General features: G+C 56.5%; 15 protein-coding genes and 1 tRNA gene. 3 read left to right on the top strand and 13 right to left on the bottom strand.

Annotation, left to right across the window (positions count from 1 at the left end; translation table 11 throughout):
• Positions 1-3: 3 nt before the first annotated feature.
• The 6 genes from H0484_RS04585 to H0484_RS04560 all read right to left on the bottom strand — a co-directional run bounded on the left by H0484_RS04585 (position 4) and on the right by H0484_RS04560 (position 6,369).
• Positions 4-1,113 (bottom strand): polysaccharide biosynthesis/export family protein, encoded by a 1,110-nt coding sequence (locus H0484_RS04585; protein ID WP_226953270.1) that lies wholly within the window; start codon positions 1,111-1,113, stop codon positions 4-6.
• A 27-nt stretch (positions 1,114-1,140) separates the two neighbouring features.
• A complete protein-coding gene (locus tag H0484_RS04580; protein WP_226953269.1) occupies positions 1,141-2,247 on the bottom strand; it encodes an ABC transporter permease in 1,107 nt (368 codons plus the stop codon).
• Between the two features lie 240 nt (positions 2,248-2,487).
• Entirely contained in the window at positions 2,488-3,912 is a 1,425-nt protein-coding gene (locus tag H0484_RS04575) for an LTA synthase family protein (RefSeq protein WP_226953268.1), read from the bottom strand.
• Positions 3,913-4,024: 112 nt separating this feature from the next.
• Positions 4,025-4,819: an SDR family NAD(P)-dependent oxidoreductase gene (locus tag H0484_RS04570; RefSeq protein ID WP_226953267.1), complete on the bottom strand. Its 795-nt coding sequence runs from the start codon at positions 4,817-4,819 to the stop codon at positions 4,025-4,027.
• A 115-nt stretch (positions 4,820-4,934) separates the two neighbouring features.
• Positions 4,935-6,101, bottom strand: a complete 1,167-nt coding sequence (locus H0484_RS04565; RefSeq protein WP_226953266.1) for a nucleotide sugar dehydrogenase — start codon at positions 6,099-6,101, stop codon at positions 4,935-4,937.
• 191 nt (positions 6,102-6,292) lie between these two features.
• Positions 6,293-6,369: transfer RNA gene (locus tag H0484_RS04560), tRNA-Pro, on the bottom strand.
• 181 nt (positions 6,370-6,550) lie between these two features.
• Between H0484_RS04560 and H0484_RS04555 the strand changes: the two genes are divergently transcribed.
• From H0484_RS04555 to lon, 3 genes are read left to right on the top strand one after another with little or no spacing between them, the layout of a single operon-like run.
• Positions 6,551-8,227: an anti-sigma factor domain-containing protein gene (locus H0484_RS04555; RefSeq protein ID WP_226953265.1), complete on the top strand. Its 1,677-nt coding sequence runs from the start codon at positions 6,551-6,553 to the stop codon at positions 8,225-8,227.
• Between the two features lie 51 nt (positions 8,228-8,278).
• On the top strand, positions 8,279-8,680 hold the full coding sequence (locus H0484_RS04550) for an Hsp20/alpha crystallin family protein (protein ID WP_226953264.1): 402 nt from the start codon (positions 8,279-8,281) through the stop codon (positions 8,678-8,680).
• A 44-nt stretch (positions 8,681-8,724) separates the two neighbouring features.
• Positions 8,725-11,142 carry an endopeptidase La gene (lon, locus tag H0484_RS04545; protein WP_226953263.1) on the top strand — a complete coding sequence of 806 codons (2,418 nt, stop codon included), beginning with the start codon at positions 8,725-8,727 and terminating at the stop codon, positions 11,140-11,142.
• A gap of 233 nt (positions 11,143-11,375) precedes the next feature.
• Here the strand turns inward: lon and H0484_RS04540 are convergent, their stop codons facing one another.
• The 7 genes from H0484_RS04540 to rpmI form a co-directional block, all read right to left on the bottom strand.
• Positions 11,376-12,143, bottom strand: coding sequence for a ferritin-like domain-containing protein (locus H0484_RS04540; protein WP_226953262.1), 768 nt, complete (start codon positions 12,141-12,143; stop codon positions 11,376-11,378).
• The gene (locus tag H0484_RS04535) at positions 12,143-12,544 is read right to left on the bottom strand and encodes a MerR family transcriptional regulator (RefSeq protein WP_226953261.1); all 402 of its coding nucleotides are present in this window, start codon (positions 12,542-12,544) and stop codon (positions 12,143-12,145) included. The genes H0484_RS04540 and H0484_RS04535 overlap by 1 nt, the downstream gene beginning before the upstream one ends.
• A 24-nt stretch (positions 12,545-12,568) precedes the next feature.
• Positions 12,569-12,895 carry an integration host factor subunit alpha gene (locus H0484_RS04530; protein WP_226953260.1) on the bottom strand — a complete coding sequence of 109 codons (327 nt, stop codon included), beginning with the start codon at positions 12,893-12,895 and terminating at the stop codon, positions 12,569-12,571.
• 19 nt (positions 12,896-12,914) lie between these two features.
• On the bottom strand, positions 12,915-15,323 hold the full coding sequence (gene pheT, locus H0484_RS04525; protein ID WP_226953259.1) for a phenylalanine--tRNA ligase subunit beta: 2,409 nt from the start codon (positions 15,321-15,323) through the stop codon (positions 12,915-12,917).
• A gap of 61 nt (positions 15,324-15,384) precedes the next feature.
• A complete protein-coding gene (gene pheS / locus H0484_RS04520) occupies positions 15,385-16,407 on the bottom strand; it encodes a phenylalanine--tRNA ligase subunit alpha (protein ID WP_226953258.1) in 1,023 nt (340 codons plus the stop codon).
• 84 nt (positions 16,408-16,491) lie between these two features.
• Positions 16,492-16,851 carry a 50S ribosomal protein L20 gene (gene rplT, locus H0484_RS04515; RefSeq protein ID WP_226953257.1) on the bottom strand — a complete coding sequence of 120 codons (360 nt, stop codon included), beginning with the start codon at positions 16,849-16,851 and terminating at the stop codon, positions 16,492-16,494.
• A gap of 19 nt (positions 16,852-16,870) precedes the next feature.
• Entirely contained in the window at positions 16,871-17,068 is a 198-nt protein-coding gene (rpmI, locus tag H0484_RS04510) for a 50S ribosomal protein L35 (RefSeq protein WP_226953256.1), read from the bottom strand.
• Between the last annotated feature and the right edge of the window lie 52 nt (positions 17,069-17,120).

Below are 17,120 nucleotides of genomic sequence, written 5' to 3'. Positions count from 1 at the left end.
CATTCAGAAACCATCAACGACACGTCCCAAAACTAAAACTTGAACTATGGGTGATATTATTTTTTGCCACTCATACACAGCGGCATTGGTAACATAAATTGCGTCTTCAGGTTGAACTAAAAACTGCCTCGCTAAAAACATAGCTGCTGGATTTTTTAGATTCAATCTGAATACTTCAGCACTTCTTGGCGTTACTGGCCTATCGGAAGTTTCTACTGCCCCATCGTGAAGACGAAATATAAAAACCCCACTAGCATCTGACTTCGCTTCATTTAACCCCCCAACCACACCAAGCACTTCTAGTAAGCTAGGATTATTAGAGGGAAGATCGTGTAAACCTGACTGCACGACCGCCCCCATAGCCACGAATCGCTTACGTGCTCGTTCAAGCACAATTTCAGAGTTCGGCGGAACTAATTGGTTTTTGCCGGAGAGAAGTTCGTCGTAATTGAAGTGATAAGCCTTTTTACCTGTCCGCACTACTACGTTGATCAAATGAGGCTCTAAAACCGGACCGCCAGCTTGATTAATAGCATCCAACAAAGTCAATGGTCCTTGCAAAGCGGAGAAGCGACCTGGAGTCTTTACGGCACCTGCAACCAAAACCGAGCCTGATAAATCACCAGTGATGGATACATGCACCTGGGGATCACTTGCCAATCCTTTTAAAGCCTTACGCAGTTGCGTCTCAACTGCAGCTAAAGTCTTTCCGCGCACATTTTGACTGCCAATATAAGGTAAAGAAATATGGCCTTTACTATCTAAACGCACGCCCTCAAATACCGTGCCACCGGCAGCTAAGGGAGCGAATAGAGCTCCGTCCACTGAGCTATCAGTCACCATGATCTGCAGCACATCGCCTGGCATAAGCTTAATTTCCGGCATATCCGGCAGGGCTACATCGGGACCGTAAACTCGTTGAGGAGCTCGCATGTAAGGTCCGATTGTGTCCGCACTTAAGTCTATGACAGTGTATTGATTGCCTTCATTTTCATTTATGGCACTTATCGAAGGTCCTGCGCCAGACAAGAAACTACTTGCGCACCCCGCAAGAGTAAAAGGTAAAGCCAGCAAGGTAGCACGGAGGATAATAATAGAAAGTGAATTAGACATTGTTGATAGCCGGTTCAACGTTAGGATTCAATCGCGATGATCTTCCACCGTAGCAATAACAAAACGTGCTATGCCATAAAACAGAAGAAGGCCAACCAAGAGTGTGAATAGGTTATATATGCGCTGTGGATAAAGAGCCGTATCAGGAGTGTTCGGACTCACCACCGTCACTAAACTACGTAGTTTTTTACTTGCTTCAATACGTGCTGTTTCTACAGAACTTACCGCAAACTTATAAGCCTCTTCTGCAATCGTTGCATCTATGGTTAAGCTACGATAACGCGAAGCCACCACGTTTAGTTTTTCGCCACCCGTCTGCTGCGCCACCAAACGGCGGTTCTCAGACTCAAGTTGCTGCTCCAATGCCCGGATTTTGTTGCGCTGCTGGCGTACTTGCGGCGTATCTGCCGACAAAGTAGCCGTCAGGCCTTTCAGTGCTGCTCGTTCTTTAGTCAGCTGTGCTTCAAGGTCTGAAATGACCATAGCTCTGGCTTTGGCTGCAGCTTCGGCATCTAGTAGGTTACTAGCCCCCTGAAACTCCAGTAATGCGTCCCGCCGCAGTTCGTATTCTTCCCGGGCTTTTGCTAATTCTTGCTGCGCAAAAGTCATTTCTTCTCTGGCCATACGGTGCGAAAGCTCGTTCACGAAGCGTTCGCTCTCGGCCAAGATCACTTTCAACGTGGCTTCGGCAAACTCGGGGGTGAAGGCTTGAACCTCTACTGCCAACAACCCCGTCTGCTCATCGAAGTGCGGCTTGACCATACGCTGATAGTATTTAAGTATATCTTCTTGCGGGGCGTTTTTATTTAGCCAAAAAAGCGGGTCGCGCCAAAACTTTGCGTAGTGCTCTGGCCACTGCAGTTCTTTTTGCAGCACCTTAAGCATGTCGTTAGACAATATAAATTCACGCAAATACAGGGTTTCTTCACGCGAAGCAGGGTTCAAGCCGCCCATCATTACCGCTAGGCCGGGAATTTGCGGGGCGTCGTTGCTACCGGTTTGCCGCACAGCTACCTGTGCCACACTGACATATCTATCCAAAGCAAAAAAGCTGTAATAAATAACGGCCAGAAGCATTGGTATCCCAACCAGAAGGATAGCTAGCCGTCTGGTTTTGAGTTTTTCTAAATCCATCTTATATTGTCAGTTAATTTACTTTTTGAAAGAAAATTGCACGGCTGGAATAATTTCACAATTGCCGAACCGCAACCATGGCAGTATGCCCGCAGTATTTAATCATCAAACCATGTCCGCCGTGTGTCAGCCACTAGGTTAAACATGTATGCACATACAACACGGGTGCATAACCCCTTTTGCCTCTTGCCCTCGAATATTTATTGTTTTATACGGCAGCGCGGCAAATTGTAACCCCAACTAGCTGCGCAGGCCTATCCCCAATTCTAGGGAAACGCTTGCTAGTTTCGTGATACTTAATGTTACATTGTTGTGAACCGCCTGTTCGCGGGCATCGCTTTTCCACAATAAATAGTCGGTGTCACCCGGTGCCTTACCCAATTGCTTGTAAACCTTGGCCATTATGGGTACGTGGTCGCCAAATATGCAAAGCGTGCCGGGCCGTTTTTGGCTTAGCAAGCTGGCGCGCAGGCGGCCAAACATGGTGTCGGCGTTACATAAATGGCGGGTGTAGGCCACCAAGTCTTCGCACCCTTTTGGCAAAGGGGCCCTCATAAGCGCCTCTATATCTTGTGCGCTAACCTGCTCAAAATGCAAGGGGCCATGGTTTTCCATGGTGATAACGTGCACGTATAGAGGCTGTTCTCGCTCTTTTTCTAGAAACGTTTTGACATAATCTGCCAAGGCAATGTCGCCCACATAGGGGCCGTCTCGCTTGGCGTCGTGGAAGGCTGCTATGTCTATAAACTCATCGAACCCTAGTTTGGGCAGGATGACATCGCGGTCGTAAAACTGGCCGTGGTAGGGGTGCACGCAAATGGTGCGGTAGCCCAGGCTGCGCAGGTAGCTTGCCAAGGTGGCTACGCCCTGCCCTGCCAGTTTGCGGTAGGGGTGAAAGCGGTGCACGCCCAGTTGCTTGGCACTTAGCCCACTTAAGAAACCAAATTCCGTGCGTATGGTGTTGGCGCCCCAGGCTTCTACTTGTACCTGCCCATGTTGCAGGGATTCCGAACGTAGCAAATCAAAGTTGGCTAGCACTTCGGGGCGAATCTGGGGGTAAAGCCGGCGGGCATCGAAGAAGGATTCACTTTGCACTACCACTATGTCGGGTAGATCTTCAAGGTCTGGTCTGGCTTGAGTGCTGGCCTGCGCGAAGGGTGCGGCGTCTCGTATGCTTTGAGTATCGGCGCGCTCGGCGATGGCGTATTGCCATAAGGAAGCCGCCAAGCCTAACTGGCGAATATCTTGTACCGCATCGAACGCTGATGACGGGGGCAAACCCCGCGCACCGGCTTTGGCTAAGGCCCAGCCTAATAATGCCAGCACCGCCGCATGTGCCATTAGCGCCCATGTTGAAAGCTGGGCATCTACTGCGGGTTCGTACTTTAGGCCGGCCCATAAGGCTAAGCCGTAGCCCGCTGCCGCCGCCAAAGGCGCCATCCAACCTAAAAATGGCAGGTACAGGCGCGGGTGCTTGATGGCATCGCTAAAGAAGGTGAAGTCAGGGTATACAAAGGGTTCGTGCAGGGAATGGTATTTGGCATTGTTGACAATAATGAACACGCATTGCAGGGCCAGTACATTACCCGCCGCAAAGTAGGGCCGCCGAAACAAGGCGATTTCCAAGGCGAAGGCCAGTGTCCAGATGCCAGTATGCACGGCCACGGCAGATGCGGGGCGGCGCCAGGGGGCTTGCGGCCTGGGCGTTAGCAGCAGCTCTAAGGCCCACGAAAGCATCAGCCCAGCAAAAAAGGCGGGCACTAGCGGCCAGATCATCTCAGGCACCGTAACCCATCCACTTTAGTATGCGGCTGGAAACAGCCGGGTGTATCACCGCCAGCAGAAAGCAGCCTAAATTTAACGGGAAGGGAAAGCTGATGCGCGCACGGTTGGCGCTAAGCCCTTTGCGTATGACACGTGCCGCTTTGTCTGCCTTCCAGAGAAAGGGTTTGGGGCCGGGCATATCGAAGCACATTTGCGATTCCACATAACCTGGCATGACTACGTTGAAACGTATGCCTTCGTGGGCCAATGAGTCTCGCATGGCTTCGCCATACACTTTAACGGCTGCTTTGCTGGCGCTATAGCTGGGGGTTTCGGGCAAGCCACGCCAGGCTGCTAAGGAACTGATCAGGGCAACTTGCCCACTACCCCGCGCACGCATGGCAGGCAGCACGCCGTGCGCGGTGGCAAATACGGCTTTAATGTTGACGTCTAGCAGGCGGTGAACATCTGCCCAGTCTTCGCCCTGCCCTTGAGGGCCGGTATTGATATTGACGCCGGCATTGGCAATGACCAAGTCTGGTGACTCTGTTTGGCTGATTTGCTCTAGCCATGCCTTTAGGGTGTCGTGATCGCGTACGTCTTGGACATGGGTAATCACCTTAGCCCCGTGTGCACTGCACGCTTGGGCCAGTTCCTGCAGGCGGTTTTCCTGACGCCCTTGAAGAATCAGGGTGGAGGCGCCGGCCTGGGCGTACTCTAAAGCCAGCGCACTACCTATGCCACCTGTGGCACCGGTGATCAGTACACAGCGCACAGCACCGGACGATGTGGATCGATAAGAGCTCAAGGAGTTTTTGCCAATGAGGGTGGAAGCCAACATATTACAGTGATGGGGCTGCTCCTTGCTTAAGCAAGCATAGCTTCAGCAGCTTTTCCCACTGGGCAAGAAGAGGAAAAACCGTTTAATTCAGACCGAATAAGTCTCGCGTGTACACTTTTCCCTCTACGTCGTGTAGCTCAGTGCTATATCGGTTCGCCACAATAATATCGCTTACACGCTTGAACTTCGCTAGTTCGGCTATAACTGGGTAGCCTGAAAACTCAGCCAAATTTAAAGCTGGCTCGTAAATAACAATTTCAACGTTTTCAGCCTCTAGGCGCCTTATCACCCCCTGAATAGCCGAGTCTCTAAAATTATCCGAATCTGCCTTGGTTGTAAGACGATATATACCCACAACACTAGGCTGATGCTTCAGTATGGCTTGCGCTATAAAATCTTTACGTGTGCTGTTGGCTTCTACAACCGCGCGAATCAAGGTGCTAGGTATCTGGTCGTAATTGGCGAGTAGCTGCTTGGTATCCTTGGGCAAACAGTAGCCACCGTAACCGAAAGACGGGTTGTTGTAGTGCTGCCCTATACGAGGGTCTAAACCGACTCCCCGGATCAGCTGCCGAGCGTCTAAGGCATTAGACTCAGCAAAACTGTCTAACTCGTTAAAGAAGGCTACGCGCATAGCGAGGTAGGTGTTAGAAAACAGCTTTATCGCTTCTGCCTCTGCAGAGCCCGTCAAAAGCACTTCCACGTTCTCGCGTAGCGCGCACTCGGACAATAGTTGGGCAAACACCCGCCCCTTCGTCGACGTATCCCCCACAACAATTCTAGAGGGGTAAAGGTTGTCGTGCAGAGCCATTCCCTCTCGCAGGAACTCGGGCGAGAAAATGAGTCGGTCAGTACCCAGTTTTTCACTTAACCGACGCGTATAGCCAACCGGCACCGTTGATTTGATCACGATGGCCGCTGAAGGATTTATGCCCAAAACAGCTTGCACGACCTCTTCTATGCTTTGCGTATCGAAGCGCCCCGTCTCGGGGTTGTAATCTGTGGGCGTGGCAATAATGACGTACGCAGCGTCGCTATAGGCCTCGGCTGGACTTAAGGTAGCGTGAAAACACAGATCTGCCTGCTGCAGCGCTTCTTTTACGTCTTCGTCTTCTAATGGCGACTGCCTATCGTTCAGCAACCGAACCCGTTCCGCCACAATATCTAGCGCTATCACTTGATGTTTGCGTGCCAGCAGCAGTGCGTTGGACAAACCAACGTAGCCGGTTCCTACTACCGCAATTTTCATAAATTTTTGTACCGTATCCTGCTCTTATCCACGGAAATTTAACACGCCGCCTGCGTTGGCCCTTAGGGGTTTGTATAGAGCGTGTGGGATTATAGAGCTCGAGCAGGTGACCGCCTCTACCCGCTTTGACGCCAGCAAACGCAAAAATGGCCTTACAGTTTTAAGCTGTAAGGCCATTTTTGGAGGTATTTTGGTCGGGACGGAGTGATTCGAACACTCGACCCCTTGCACCCCATGCAAGTGCGCTACCAGGCTGCGCTACGCCCCGAGAAAGAACGTAATTCTAGCACGCTTTTTGCAAGGTGTGCAAATCGGGGTTGGCTGGGTGTTTGCTTGCGTTTCTAGGCGACAAAAATCTGGTCGTCCCGGCGCTTTGGGCTTGCGCCGCTGCGCTCAGCTCGGTGCAAGCTTTCAGGCTCTACAATGTTGGGCTGTTCAACGGAGCCAGCATGTCCCACGCCCACGCGTTCGATCATCACTCTTATATTTTGGCTTGCGCCCAAGGCCGGGCTCAAGCTTTGCATGCCCTGTTCAATCACGAAGCGCCGTCTATGCTGGCGCTGGCCCAGGTGTGGTTGGGCGACGAGGCGCGGGCGCGCCAGGTGCTTAGCGACACTTTTATTTTGGTATGGCGCCATGCCAGCCATTACCCGGCTCAGGCCGAGCAGGCTCGTGCCTGGCTTTACAGCATTTTGCGTCACCGCCTGAAATACGAAGCGCGTGAAGGCCAGGTGCCCGACCGCGCCCGTTGGCACAATCTGCCTCAGCTTAGCGCGCATGTGCTGGCCGCCCTTCCCGACGCCGATAAACGTCTGTTGCAGGCCGCCTATAGCCTGGGCTTGAATCGACAGTCGCTGACACTGCTGGCACCGCATGCGGATTTGAATGAGTTACGCCCCACGCTGGCTGCCTTGGTGCACGACCACGGCTTGGAATCCCCAACTTTGCCCGCGCTGGATCAAGAAGCTTTAGCGGCCTATGTACTAGGCGTGGCCGACGAAGTTACAGACCGCCGTGCAACGGATTTACTGCAGTCGCAAGCCGCTGCGGCCCAGCATGTGCTGCATTGGGAAGGCGTCTGCCTAGTTTTTGTGGATGCCCTGCCCCCAGCCACGGCATCGCAAGAGTTGTTGATTGCCATTTGCCGCCAGCTGAAGCTGCCTTTACCTGTGCCTATGCCGGTTCGGGCCTCTGTGGTGCAGACCAGGGCGCAGGCAAGCCAAGCTAAGGCGCCGGCGGCTCAAGCCGCTGCTCGCCCTGCGGCTTACCCCCAAAGCGAAACGCCCAAGCCTTTGCTGCGTGTACCTTCTGGCAACACCGCTGAAAGGGCCAAAGTAGAAGGTGCAGTCCCCGCTCAAGCCCAACCGCAAGCACCGCAGCCCGGCGCAACGACGCCGCCTGCGGCAGTGAAAACGCCAGAGATAAAACCCGCCCCAGCGCCCGCGCCAAAAAGTGTGGCGGCTGAGAAGCCAGCTGCAGTCACTCCTACTGCAGCTACCCCTGCCCCAGAAACCCAGCCAACTGACACGCCACCATCGGCAACCACACCAGCACCGATTCATGCCGAACGCCGCTCTGCACAGCCTAAACCTGAACGCAGCCGGCCCAGGCCTTCGTTTTTACCTTGGCTGGGTGGCTTGGCCATGATGTTGGCTCTGGGGGTAGCGGGCTATCAGTGGCTTAGCGGCTTAAGCCAGGCCGCAGTGCCGCCTCCCCCACCCACTTTGCAGCACTTGGCGGTGCTTCAGGCGCCGGGCTCTAGTTCTACGCCGGGTTGGTTGTTGACCCAAACTTCTGATTTGCAACTGAACCTAAGGCCGCTGGTGAACGTCGAACTGGCCCCTAACGAAGCGGTGTATTTATGGACGCAAGCCCAGGCTGACCCGTCTCCGCGTTTGTTGAGCCGGGTGGTGCCCAATATGCCGCTGAGGCTGGCACCCGAACTGATAGGCCCGGTGCAAGCCGGCCAAGTATTCGAGATGACCTTGGAACCCATGCGCCAAACCTTACCCGCCGAACCCGAAGGGCCGGTTTTGTTCATAGGCCGCACGGTGGGCCTGGAAAGCGCCGCCCCACCTGCCACGCCCGGCGGCGCCGCCCACCCACCGGCCTTGCGCAACCCCTAAGGCTGTCAGGCGGAGTATAGTTACCCTGAGTGGTTAACAGGAATATCCGCCATGACTTATCGCAAATCGCCCGGCCTGGTCTGGGCGCAGGCTGTGGGCATGCTGGAGCAAGCCGACCGCCTGCACCGCCAGTTCTTTCAGCTTGGTCAAAGCCCCGCGCGCGGCCCCACTTGGGAGCCCCCCGCCGACGTATTCGAGACGCCCACGCACCTCTCGGTGCTGGTGGCCCTGCCCGGTGTGGCTTCAGACCGGGTAGACATTCTTGTCGAAGGCAGCACCTTGCGCGTGGTGGGCGAACGCCCCATGCCCGCCCCTGCCTCGGCCCATATACGACGCCTGGAGATTCCCTACGGCCGCTTCGAGCGCCGCATCGAGCTGCCCGCCGGGCAATTTGAAATTCAGGAATCCTCTTTGGTAAACGGTTGCCTGGTGCTTACCCTGCGCAAACTTTAAGCCAGATCCCAACCGTTTGTGTGGTTACGACTCAAGAGGCAGCCATGGACACCAAGACTTCCGAACAGCTTCCCGTCGAAAGCGCTCAGGCCCCAGGAACCGGCGCCCCTGCTCAAACCGAATTGAGCCTGCCCGAAGATGCTGTCATCATTATTCCGGTACGCAATTTGGTGGTGTTTCCCCAAATGGTGGCACCGATTAGCATAGGCCGGGAAAGCTCCATCAAAGCCGCCCAAGACGCCGCTCGCGCCGGTCGCCAAGTGGGCATACTGCTGCAGCGCGACGCCCAGGCCGAAGAGCCCCAAGAAACCGACTTACATGGCGTGGGCACCCTGGCCAGCATATTGCGCTACGTGACCACGCCCGATGGCCACCACCACCTGATCTGCCAGGGCGAACAACGCTTTACCGTTAAAGAATTTTTGCCTGACTACCCGTATTTGGTGGCGCGCATAGAACGCATAGACGAGCCCGACACCCACAACACCGAGATCGACGCCCGCATGCTGCAGCTAAAGGCACGCACGGCCGAGATCCTTCGCCTGCTGCCCCAAGCCCCGGCAGAGCTGGCCAGTACGGCGGCAGCCATTAGCTCTCCGGCAGTATTGGCCGACTTTGTCGCCGGCCTGATGGACTTGAAACCCGAAGAAAAGCAAGAAATTCTGGAAACCTTCGACCTGCTGCCCCGCCTGGACAAAGTATTGGGCTTTTTGGTGCACTTTGCCGAAGTGCTGCGCATTAGCCACGACATCGACAAGCAAACCAAAGAACGTTTTGAAGACCGCCAGCGCGAAGTACTGCTGCGCGAGCAGTTAAAGACGATTCAGCAAGAACTGGGCGAGACCGAAGGCAATGCGGCGGAAGTGGCCGAGATAGAAGCGGCCATAGTAAAAGCCCAGATGCCCGAAGAGGTAGAGCAAGTGGCGCGCAAAGAGCTGCGCCGCCTGGCCAATATGCCCGACGCCTCGGCTGAATACTCTTCGCTGCGCACCTACCTGGACTGGTTAACCGAATTGCCCTGGAGCATTGCCACTGAAGAACGCATAGATATTGCCGAAGCCCGCGAAACGCTGGATGCCGACCATTACGGTCTGGAGAAAATCAAGCGCCGCATTCTTGAGTTTTTAGCCGTGCGCAAGCTGAACCCCGAAGGCCGCAGCCCTATTCTGTGCTTTGTGGGGCCGCCCGGCGTGGGCAAAACCTCGTTAGGGCAAAGCATTGCCAAAGCCACAGGCCGCAAATTTGCGCGCCTGGGCCTGGGCGGTGTGCATGACGAAGCCGAGATACGCGGCCACCGCCGCACCTATATAGGCGCCCTGCCCGGCAATATCATTCAAGCCGTGCACAAGGCCGGTGCGCGCAATTGCGTGCTCATGCTGGATGAAGTCGACAAATTAGGCGCAGGCGGCGTACACGGCGACCCCGCCGCCGCCCTGCTAGAAGTGCTAGACCCCGAGCAAAACGGCAGTTTTCGCGATAACTACCTGGCGGTCCCCTTCGACCTTTCCCGGGTCATGTTCATTACCACCGCCAACGTACTAGACGCCATACCCGGCCCCCTGCGCGACCGCATGGAGGTCATACACCTTCTGGGCTACACCGAAGCCGAAAAAATGCAAATCGCCCAGCGCTACCTGGTACAGCGACAGCTTAAAGCCAACGGCCTAAGCGAACAGCAATGCCAACTGAGCGACGACGCCTTGCGCGCCATTATTCACTTCTACACCCGTGAAGCCGGCGTACGCAACCTGGAACGCGAAATCGGCAGCGTGTTTCGCCACATTGCCATGCGCGTTGCCGAAGGCAGCGACCAGCACATACGCATAGACGAAGCCGACCTGCACCCCATACTTGGCCCGCACAAATACGAAAGCGAACTTGCCATGCGCACCAGCCTGGCCGGCGTCGCCACCGGCTTGGCCTGGACACCCGTAGGCGGCGACATCCTCTTCATAGAGGCCAGCCGCTCGCCTGGCAATGGCCGCTTGATACTGACCGGCCAATTGGGCGACGTGATGAAAGAAAGCGCCCAAGCCGCCCTGACCCTGCTAAAAAGCAAAGCCGCCGCCCTGGGCCTGGAACCCGAGCGTTTCGAAAAGCAAGACATCCACGTGCATGTGCCCGCAGGCGCCATCCCCAAAGACGGCCCCAGCGCCGGCGTTGCCATGTTTGTGGCCCTGGCCTCGCTGATGACCGACCGCGCCGTACGCTACGACCACGCCATGACAGGCGAAATCAGCCTGCGCGGCCTGGTCTTGCCGGTAGGCGGTATCAAGGAAAAAGTCTTGGCCGCCCTGCAAGCCGGCATACGCACCGTACTTTTACCCGCCCGCAACGAAAAAGACCTGGAAGACATCCCCCAAGAAGCCCGCGAGCAACTTAGGTTTGTGTTTTTGGAAAACGTAGAGCAGGCCTTGAATGTGGTGCTGGAAGCACCTGCGCTTAAAACGCCTGAGGATTAAAAGGCCTTAGCGCGCTGGCCCAATGCAGTCTCTGTACATGGGAATGGGGCTGGGGCGGGCATTGGCGGGCGAGCCAGGCGCCGCTGAAGGGAGCGCGAAGGCGCGGACGAAGCGGACCGGCGTGTCCGAAGGACCGACTGCCGCTGACCGCCCCAGCCCTGTTCCCACGCACAGAGACGTCAAAAGAACACCCAGCCCAAAAGCACACAAACAAAAAAGGGAGCCAAAAAACCTCAGCCCCCCAACAACCTCAACTCCGCCTCAGTAAACCCCGCCAACCGACGCGCCTCGACATTAAACGGCCCCCGCGGCAAAGGCGCCCTATACTCCCGCGCCAACTCTAAGTAAAGCGACTCGGCATCCTTCCCCTGCTGCGCGCACACAAACCGATACCAATGATTCCCAATTGCCACATGCCCAATCTCATCGGCCAGAATAATATCCAGAATCCCAGCCGCTGCCATATCCCCCGCCTGCGCCAACTTCGCCCGAATCGGCGGCGAAGCATCCAGCCCTCGAGCCTCTAGCGTACGCGGCACCAAAGCCAAACGCGCCAGCAAATCGCCACGCGTACGCAAAGCCATCTCCCACAAACCATCATGTGCGGGAAAATCGCCATAGGCATAGCCCAGCGTATGCAAATGATCGGCCAACAACTGAAAATGCTTGGCCTCTTCCTGTGCCACCTTCAACCAATCGGCATAGAACGCCTCAGGCAAATCGGCAAAGCGCCAAATAATATCCAAAGCCAGATTAATGGCATTGAACTCAATATGCGCCAAGGCATGCAACAGCGTCGCCCGCCCCTCCAGCGTATGCACCGGACGCGGCTTAAGCAATTTAGGGGAAACCAGCTCAGGACGTAGTGGCCGCCCAGGCAAACCCGAAGGCTCGCTTAAACGAGCGCCAGTCTCTAAACCCTGTAAAGACAGCGCCAGAACGGCAGCCGCCTTCTCTTGTGGATGGGTGCAGCACAGCGCCTGCAGCGCCAAAGCGCGCATCAGGCCGTATGCGTGCCCGACGGCAGACCCAAGGCACGGGCCAATTCGTCGCGGGCCACCTGCAACTCGGTGCGCAAAGTTTGCAACTCGGTACCGCTAAGACGCACACCGGCCTCTTCATCGAACGGCACCTGCGAATCGCCCAAACGATTACGCGCGCCGCTAATGGTAAAACCCTGCTCGTACAGCAACTCGCGAATACGACGAATCAACAGCACTTCGTGATGCTGGTAATAACGCCGATTACCGCGCCTTTTAACCGGCTTAAGCTGAGTGAATTCTTGTTCCCAATAACGCAACACATGCGGCTTGACGCAGCATAAATCGCTGACTTCGCCTATGGTGAAATAGCGCTTGGCGGGAATGGGCGGCAAGGTGACGGAGGTTTCGCTGGAACTCATGTACGGAATGCTTTTCAGTAAATGTTATTCGGCGTCTTCTGATTCGAATGTGTGCGCCTGTTCTACCACGCTTTTCAGCTTTTGACTGGCATGAAACGTAACAACACGGCGCGCTTCGATGGGAATGACCTCGCCCGTTTTGGGATTGCGCCCAGGGCGCGGCGGTTTGTCGCGCACCTGAAAGCTACCGAACCCCGATAGCTTGACCTCTTCGCCGCGAGCCAAAGACTCGCGGATTTCTTCGAAGAAAGTATCTACCAAGTCTTTGGCTTCACGCTTGTTGAGCCCAACGCGCTCGAACAGAAGTTCGGCCAGTTCGGCCTTGGTTAGCGTGCGGGGCTCAAGATTCATGACTCCGTTTCCTTATGCATTAAGCGCGCAGGCTGACCCCATGGGCCTGAACCAACGCATCCAGCAAGCGTTGCATGCACTGCTCGACCGTGGCGTCGTCAAGCGTGGCACTGGCGTTTTGCAGCCAGAAACGCAAACCCAAGCTCTTGCGGCCATCGGCACGTTCGGCGTCGCGCCAAACGTCGAACAACGCAATTTCTTGGACGATGGAAAGATTAGCATCTGCAGCAATCGTTTGCGTCAGTGTATCGCGCAAACTTTGGTAGGGTACCTGATCCGCCACCCATATGGCCAGGTCTCGCTGCACGATGGGCTGGCGCGACAAAGCTTCGGGCTTGGGCAAAGGCTGATTCAACACCGCAGCCACGTCCAGTTCGAACACTACCGGCGCGCTGCCCAGCTCGGCTTCTTGAACCAAGCGCGGGTGCAACTCACCCAGCCAACCTATGGCGGTTTCGCCCAACAACACCCTGGCGCTACGCCCCGGATGCAAAGCCGGATGCACGGCTACTTCGCAGCGCAACTGGCGCGCTTGCTTGCCCAACAGGCATTCCAAATCGTTCTTCAGGTCGAAGAAATCCACCAGGCGGCGCGGCACGGCCCATTGCTCGGACACCGACGGCCCCCAGGCTGCGGCAGCCAGATGCAAGGGCTGCGAAACACCCGCCACAGACAAATCACTATTGGCCACCGAGTCATCGCGCGCGAACACGCGGCCCAGTTCGAACACCCGCACACGAGCTTGCTGGCGCTGAGCGTTATGGCGAATATTGGCCACCAGGCCGGCGATCAGGCCGGAACGCATCACCGACAAATGGCTGGCAATGGGGTTAAGCAAACGTATGGGCTGCTCGTTACCGGCGTAGTCTTTTTCCCAATATTCGTCTACGAACGAAAAATTGATGACTTCCTGGTAGTCCAGCGCGGCCATGGCCGTACGCAAGCCGTGCACGCCCCGATCCGTCTCGGGTTTAACACGCATCAACGCAGGCGCTACTGGCGGCGCATCAGGAATGTTCTCAAACCCGTAAACGCGGGCGATTTCTTCGATGAGGTCTTCTTCGATATTGATGTCGAAGCGGAAGGAAGGCGACTGCACGGTGACCGTGTCGCCCTGCCATTCGTGTGCCAGCCCCAAACGGGTAAAGATGTCGTCGGCTTGTTCGCGGCTAATGGGCAGGCCCAGTACGCGCTGGCAACGCGCTAAACGCATCGCCACAGCCTTGCGTTCGGGCAGGCGGATGACTTGGTCGTCCATGGGGCCGGCTTGGCCACCGCAGACTTCCAGAATCAGCGCCGTCATACGCTCGAGGTCTTCTGTCAGCCCTTGGAAGTCGACACCGCGCTCGAAGCGATGGCTGGCTTCGGAACTAAATTTGAATTTGCGGGCACGGCCCATGATGGCCTCGGGCCACCAGAACGCGGCCTCGACGAAGACATCGGTGGTGTCCAGGGTAACGGCGCTATGCTCGCCACCCATAATGCCGGCCAGGCTGGTGGGCTGATCTTGCGTGGTGATCAAGCCTACATCGGGCGTCAGCGTAACGGTTTGGCCATTCAGTAGCTCAAGTTGTTCGCCTTCGTTCGCCCAGCGCACTTCCAGGCCGCCGGCAATCTTGGCCAGATCGTACACGTGTGTGGGACGACCGAGTTCCAACATGATGTAGTTGGAAATATCGACCAAGGCCGAGATAGAACGCTGCCCTGCTCTTTCCAGGCGCTCGACCATCCAGGCAGGCGTGGCCGCACGGGCGTTCACGCCCTTGATCACGCGACCGGCAAAACGACCGCACAGATCGGCTGCCTTGACTTCTACCGGCAAGCGATCGTGAATAGCGGGCACCACAGGCTGGCTTTGCGGGCGCTGCAAGGGTACACCGGTGAGTGCAGAAACCTCGCGCGCCACGCCCAGTAGCGACAAGCAATCGGCGCGGTTGGGGGTCAGTTTGAGTGTAAACAGCACGTCGTCAAGCTTGAGTGCCTGGCGTATGTCTTGGCCAACAGACAGATCTGCCGATAATTCCAGCAAACCGCCATGGTCTTCAGAAAGCCCCAACTCGCGTGCCGAGCACAGCATGCCGAAAGAGTCTACGCCGCGCATGCGGGCTTTTTTGATCTTGAAGTCGCCAGGCAGTTGCGCACCAATGCGCGCCAACGGCACCAGCAGACCCGGCGCAGCGTTGGGGGCACCGCAAACGATTTGTAGCAGCTCGCCCGAGCCGTCATCGACCTTGCACACGCGCAGACGGTCGGCATCGGGATGAGGTTCGGCTTCGACGATGCGCGCCACAACGATGCCGCTGAACGGCGGCGCCACGGGATTGGTTTCCTCGACTTCCAGCCCAGCCATGGTTAGGCAGTGGGCAAGCTGCTCGGTATCGAGCTCGGGATTGGCCAAGGTTCGTAGCCAGGATTCCGGAAATTGCATGATTCGCTCTACAGTGGGAGGTGCCAGGAGGAAAAGGCGCGGCTCACCGCGCCTGGGCGCGTCAGCGGTTGAACTGCTTCAGGAAGCGCAGATCGCCTTCGAAAAACAGACGAAGATCGTCGACGCCGTAACGCAGCATGGTAAGCCGCTCTAGGCCGGAGCCGAAGGCAAAACCGATATAGCGTTCTGGGTCTAGCCCGAAGTTACGCACCACCTGGGGGTGCACCTGCCCCGAACCGGAGATCTCCAGCCAGCGCCCGCGATTGGGGCCGGAGGTGAACATCATGTCGATCTCGGCGGATGGCTCGGTGAAGGGGAAGAAAGACGGCCGGAAACGGACGGTAAGGTCGTCGGTTTCGAAGAAGGCTTTCAGGAAATTGGTATAGACGCCTTTCAGGTCGGCGAAGGAAATGTCTTCGGCTATCCACAGGCCTTCGACCTGATGGAACATGGGCGAGTGCGTGGCGTCGCTGTCTACCCGGTAGGTGCGCCCAGGGGCAATGACCTTGATGGGTGGCTTGTTCATGCGCGCATAACGAACCTGCATAGGGCTGGTGTGCGTGCGCAGCAGCAGCGGCAGGCCGTGCTCGTCCTGCATGTCGACGTAGAAGGTGTCTTGCATGGAACGCGCCGGATGGTTCTCCGGGTTGTTCAAGGCAGTGAAGTTGGTCCAGTCGTTCTCGATCTCGGGGCCGTCGGCCACTTCGAAACCGATGGACGCAAAAATGGCTTCGACACGCTGCCAGGTTTGAATCACCGGGTGAATGCCGCCTACGCTGCGGCCACGGCCGGGCAAGGTGACATCTATGGTTTCTTGAGCCAGGCGGCGGTCGAGCTCGGCCTTGGCCAAGCCTTGGCGACGCGCGTTGAGCAAAGCTTCGATTTGCTGTTTGGCCTGATTGATGCGGCCACCCTGCTCGCGCTTTTCCTCGGGCGTCATTTGACCCAGGCCTTTAAGCAGGGCCGTCAGTGCACCCTGCTTGCCCAGGAACTTGGCCTTGGCGTCTTCCAGCGCAGCCGGGCCGTCGGCCTGGCTAAATGCGGCTTCGGCCTGGACGACCAGATCTTCAACCGTAGAGCTCATTTTTGCGTTTCCCAAAAAACAAACGGAGCCCTAGCGGAGCCCCGTTTGCAGCATTACCGAATGCGAACGACTAGTGCGACAGGATTAGGCTGCCAGGGCATTGCGCGCTTGCGCAACCACTGCTGCAAAACCAGCCTTGTCGTTGACGGCCATGTCGGCCAACACTTTGCGGTCGAGCTCGATGGCAGCTTTTTTGGTGCCGGCGATGAACGCGCTGTAAGTGATACCGAGTTCACGGCAACCCGCGTTGATACGGGTGATCCAGAGTGCGCGGAAAGTACGCTTTTTGTTGCGGCGGTCGCGGTATGCATATTGACCAGCCTTCATGACAGCCTGTTTGGCTATCCGGAATACGTTGCCGCGGCGACCGCGGTAGCCTTTGGCAGCGTTAATGACTTTTTTGTGACGGGCGCGGGCGGTTACGCCGCGTTTGACGCGTGGCATAGTGGTTCTCCGTTATCTATCAAGCGAAAGGCAACATGGCCTTGACCGAGGCGACGTCGGAAGCATGAACTTCGACGGAGCCGCGCAGTTGGCGCTTGTTCTTGGTGGTTTTCTTGGTCAGAATGTGGCGCTTGAACGCCTGACCACGCTTGATGGAACCGCTGCCGCGGACAACGAAGCGCTTTGCGGCGCCGCGTTTGGTTTTCATCTTGGGCATGACAAACTCTTTTTGAATTGACAATGGCAGGTGACCCCAACCTAAGGGCGCT

The sequence above is a fragment of the Mesopusillimonas faecipullorum genome, from assembly GCF_020539505.1.
Lineage (GTDB): Bacteria > Pseudomonadota > Gammaproteobacteria > Burkholderiales > Burkholderiaceae_B > Mesopusillimonas > Mesopusillimonas faecipullorum.
Note: the sequence above shows the minus strand (reverse complement) of the source record. Positions and strands in the feature narration are given on the sequence as shown.

Excerpts from the sequence above, each read along its gene's own strand:
- H0484_RS04585 (WP_226953270.1), bottom strand. The coding sequence starts at position 1,113 with ATGTCTAATTCACTTTCTATTATTATCCTCCGTGCTACCTTGCTGGCT.
- H0484_RS04580 (WP_226953269.1), bottom strand. The coding sequence starts at position 2,247 with ATGGATTTAGAAAAACTCAAAACCAGACGGCTAGCTATCCTTCTGGTT.
- H0484_RS04565 (WP_226953266.1), bottom strand. The coding sequence starts at position 6,101 with ATGAAAATTGCGGTAGTAGGAACCGGCTACGTTGGTTTGTCCAACGCA.
- H0484_RS04555 (WP_226953265.1), top strand. The coding sequence starts at position 6,551 with ATGTCCCACGCCCACGCGTTCGATCATCACTCTTATATTTTGGCTTGC.
- H0484_RS04550 (WP_226953264.1), top strand. The coding sequence starts at position 8,279 with ATGACTTATCGCAAATCGCCCGGCCTGGTCTGGGCGCAGGCTGTGGGC.
- lon (WP_226953263.1), top strand. The coding sequence starts at position 8,725 with ATGGACACCAAGACTTCCGAACAGCTTCCCGTCGAAAGCGCTCAGGCC.
- H0484_RS04540 (WP_226953262.1), bottom strand. The coding sequence starts at position 12,143 with ATGCGCGCTTTGGCGCTGCAGGCGCTGTGCTGCACCCATCCACAAGAG.
- H0484_RS04535 (WP_226953261.1), bottom strand. The coding sequence starts at position 12,544 with ATGAGTTCCAGCGAAACCTCCGTCACCTTGCCGCCCATTCCCGCCAAG.
- H0484_RS04530 (WP_226953260.1), bottom strand. The coding sequence starts at position 12,895 with ATGAATCTTGAGCCCCGCACGCTAACCAAGGCCGAACTGGCCGAACTT.
- pheT (WP_226953259.1), bottom strand. The coding sequence starts at position 15,323 with ATGCAATTTCCGGAATCCTGGCTACGAACCTTGGCCAATCCCGAGCTC.
- pheS (WP_226953258.1), bottom strand. The coding sequence starts at position 16,407 with ATGAGCTCTACGGTTGAAGATCTGGTCGTCCAGGCCGAAGCCGCATTT.
- rplT (WP_226953257.1), bottom strand. The coding sequence starts at position 16,851 with ATGCCACGCGTCAAACGCGGCGTAACCGCCCGCGCCCGTCACAAAAAA.
- rpmI (WP_226953256.1), bottom strand. The coding sequence starts at position 17,068 with ATGCCCAAGATGAAAACCAAACGCGGCGCCGCAAAGCGCTTCGTTGTC.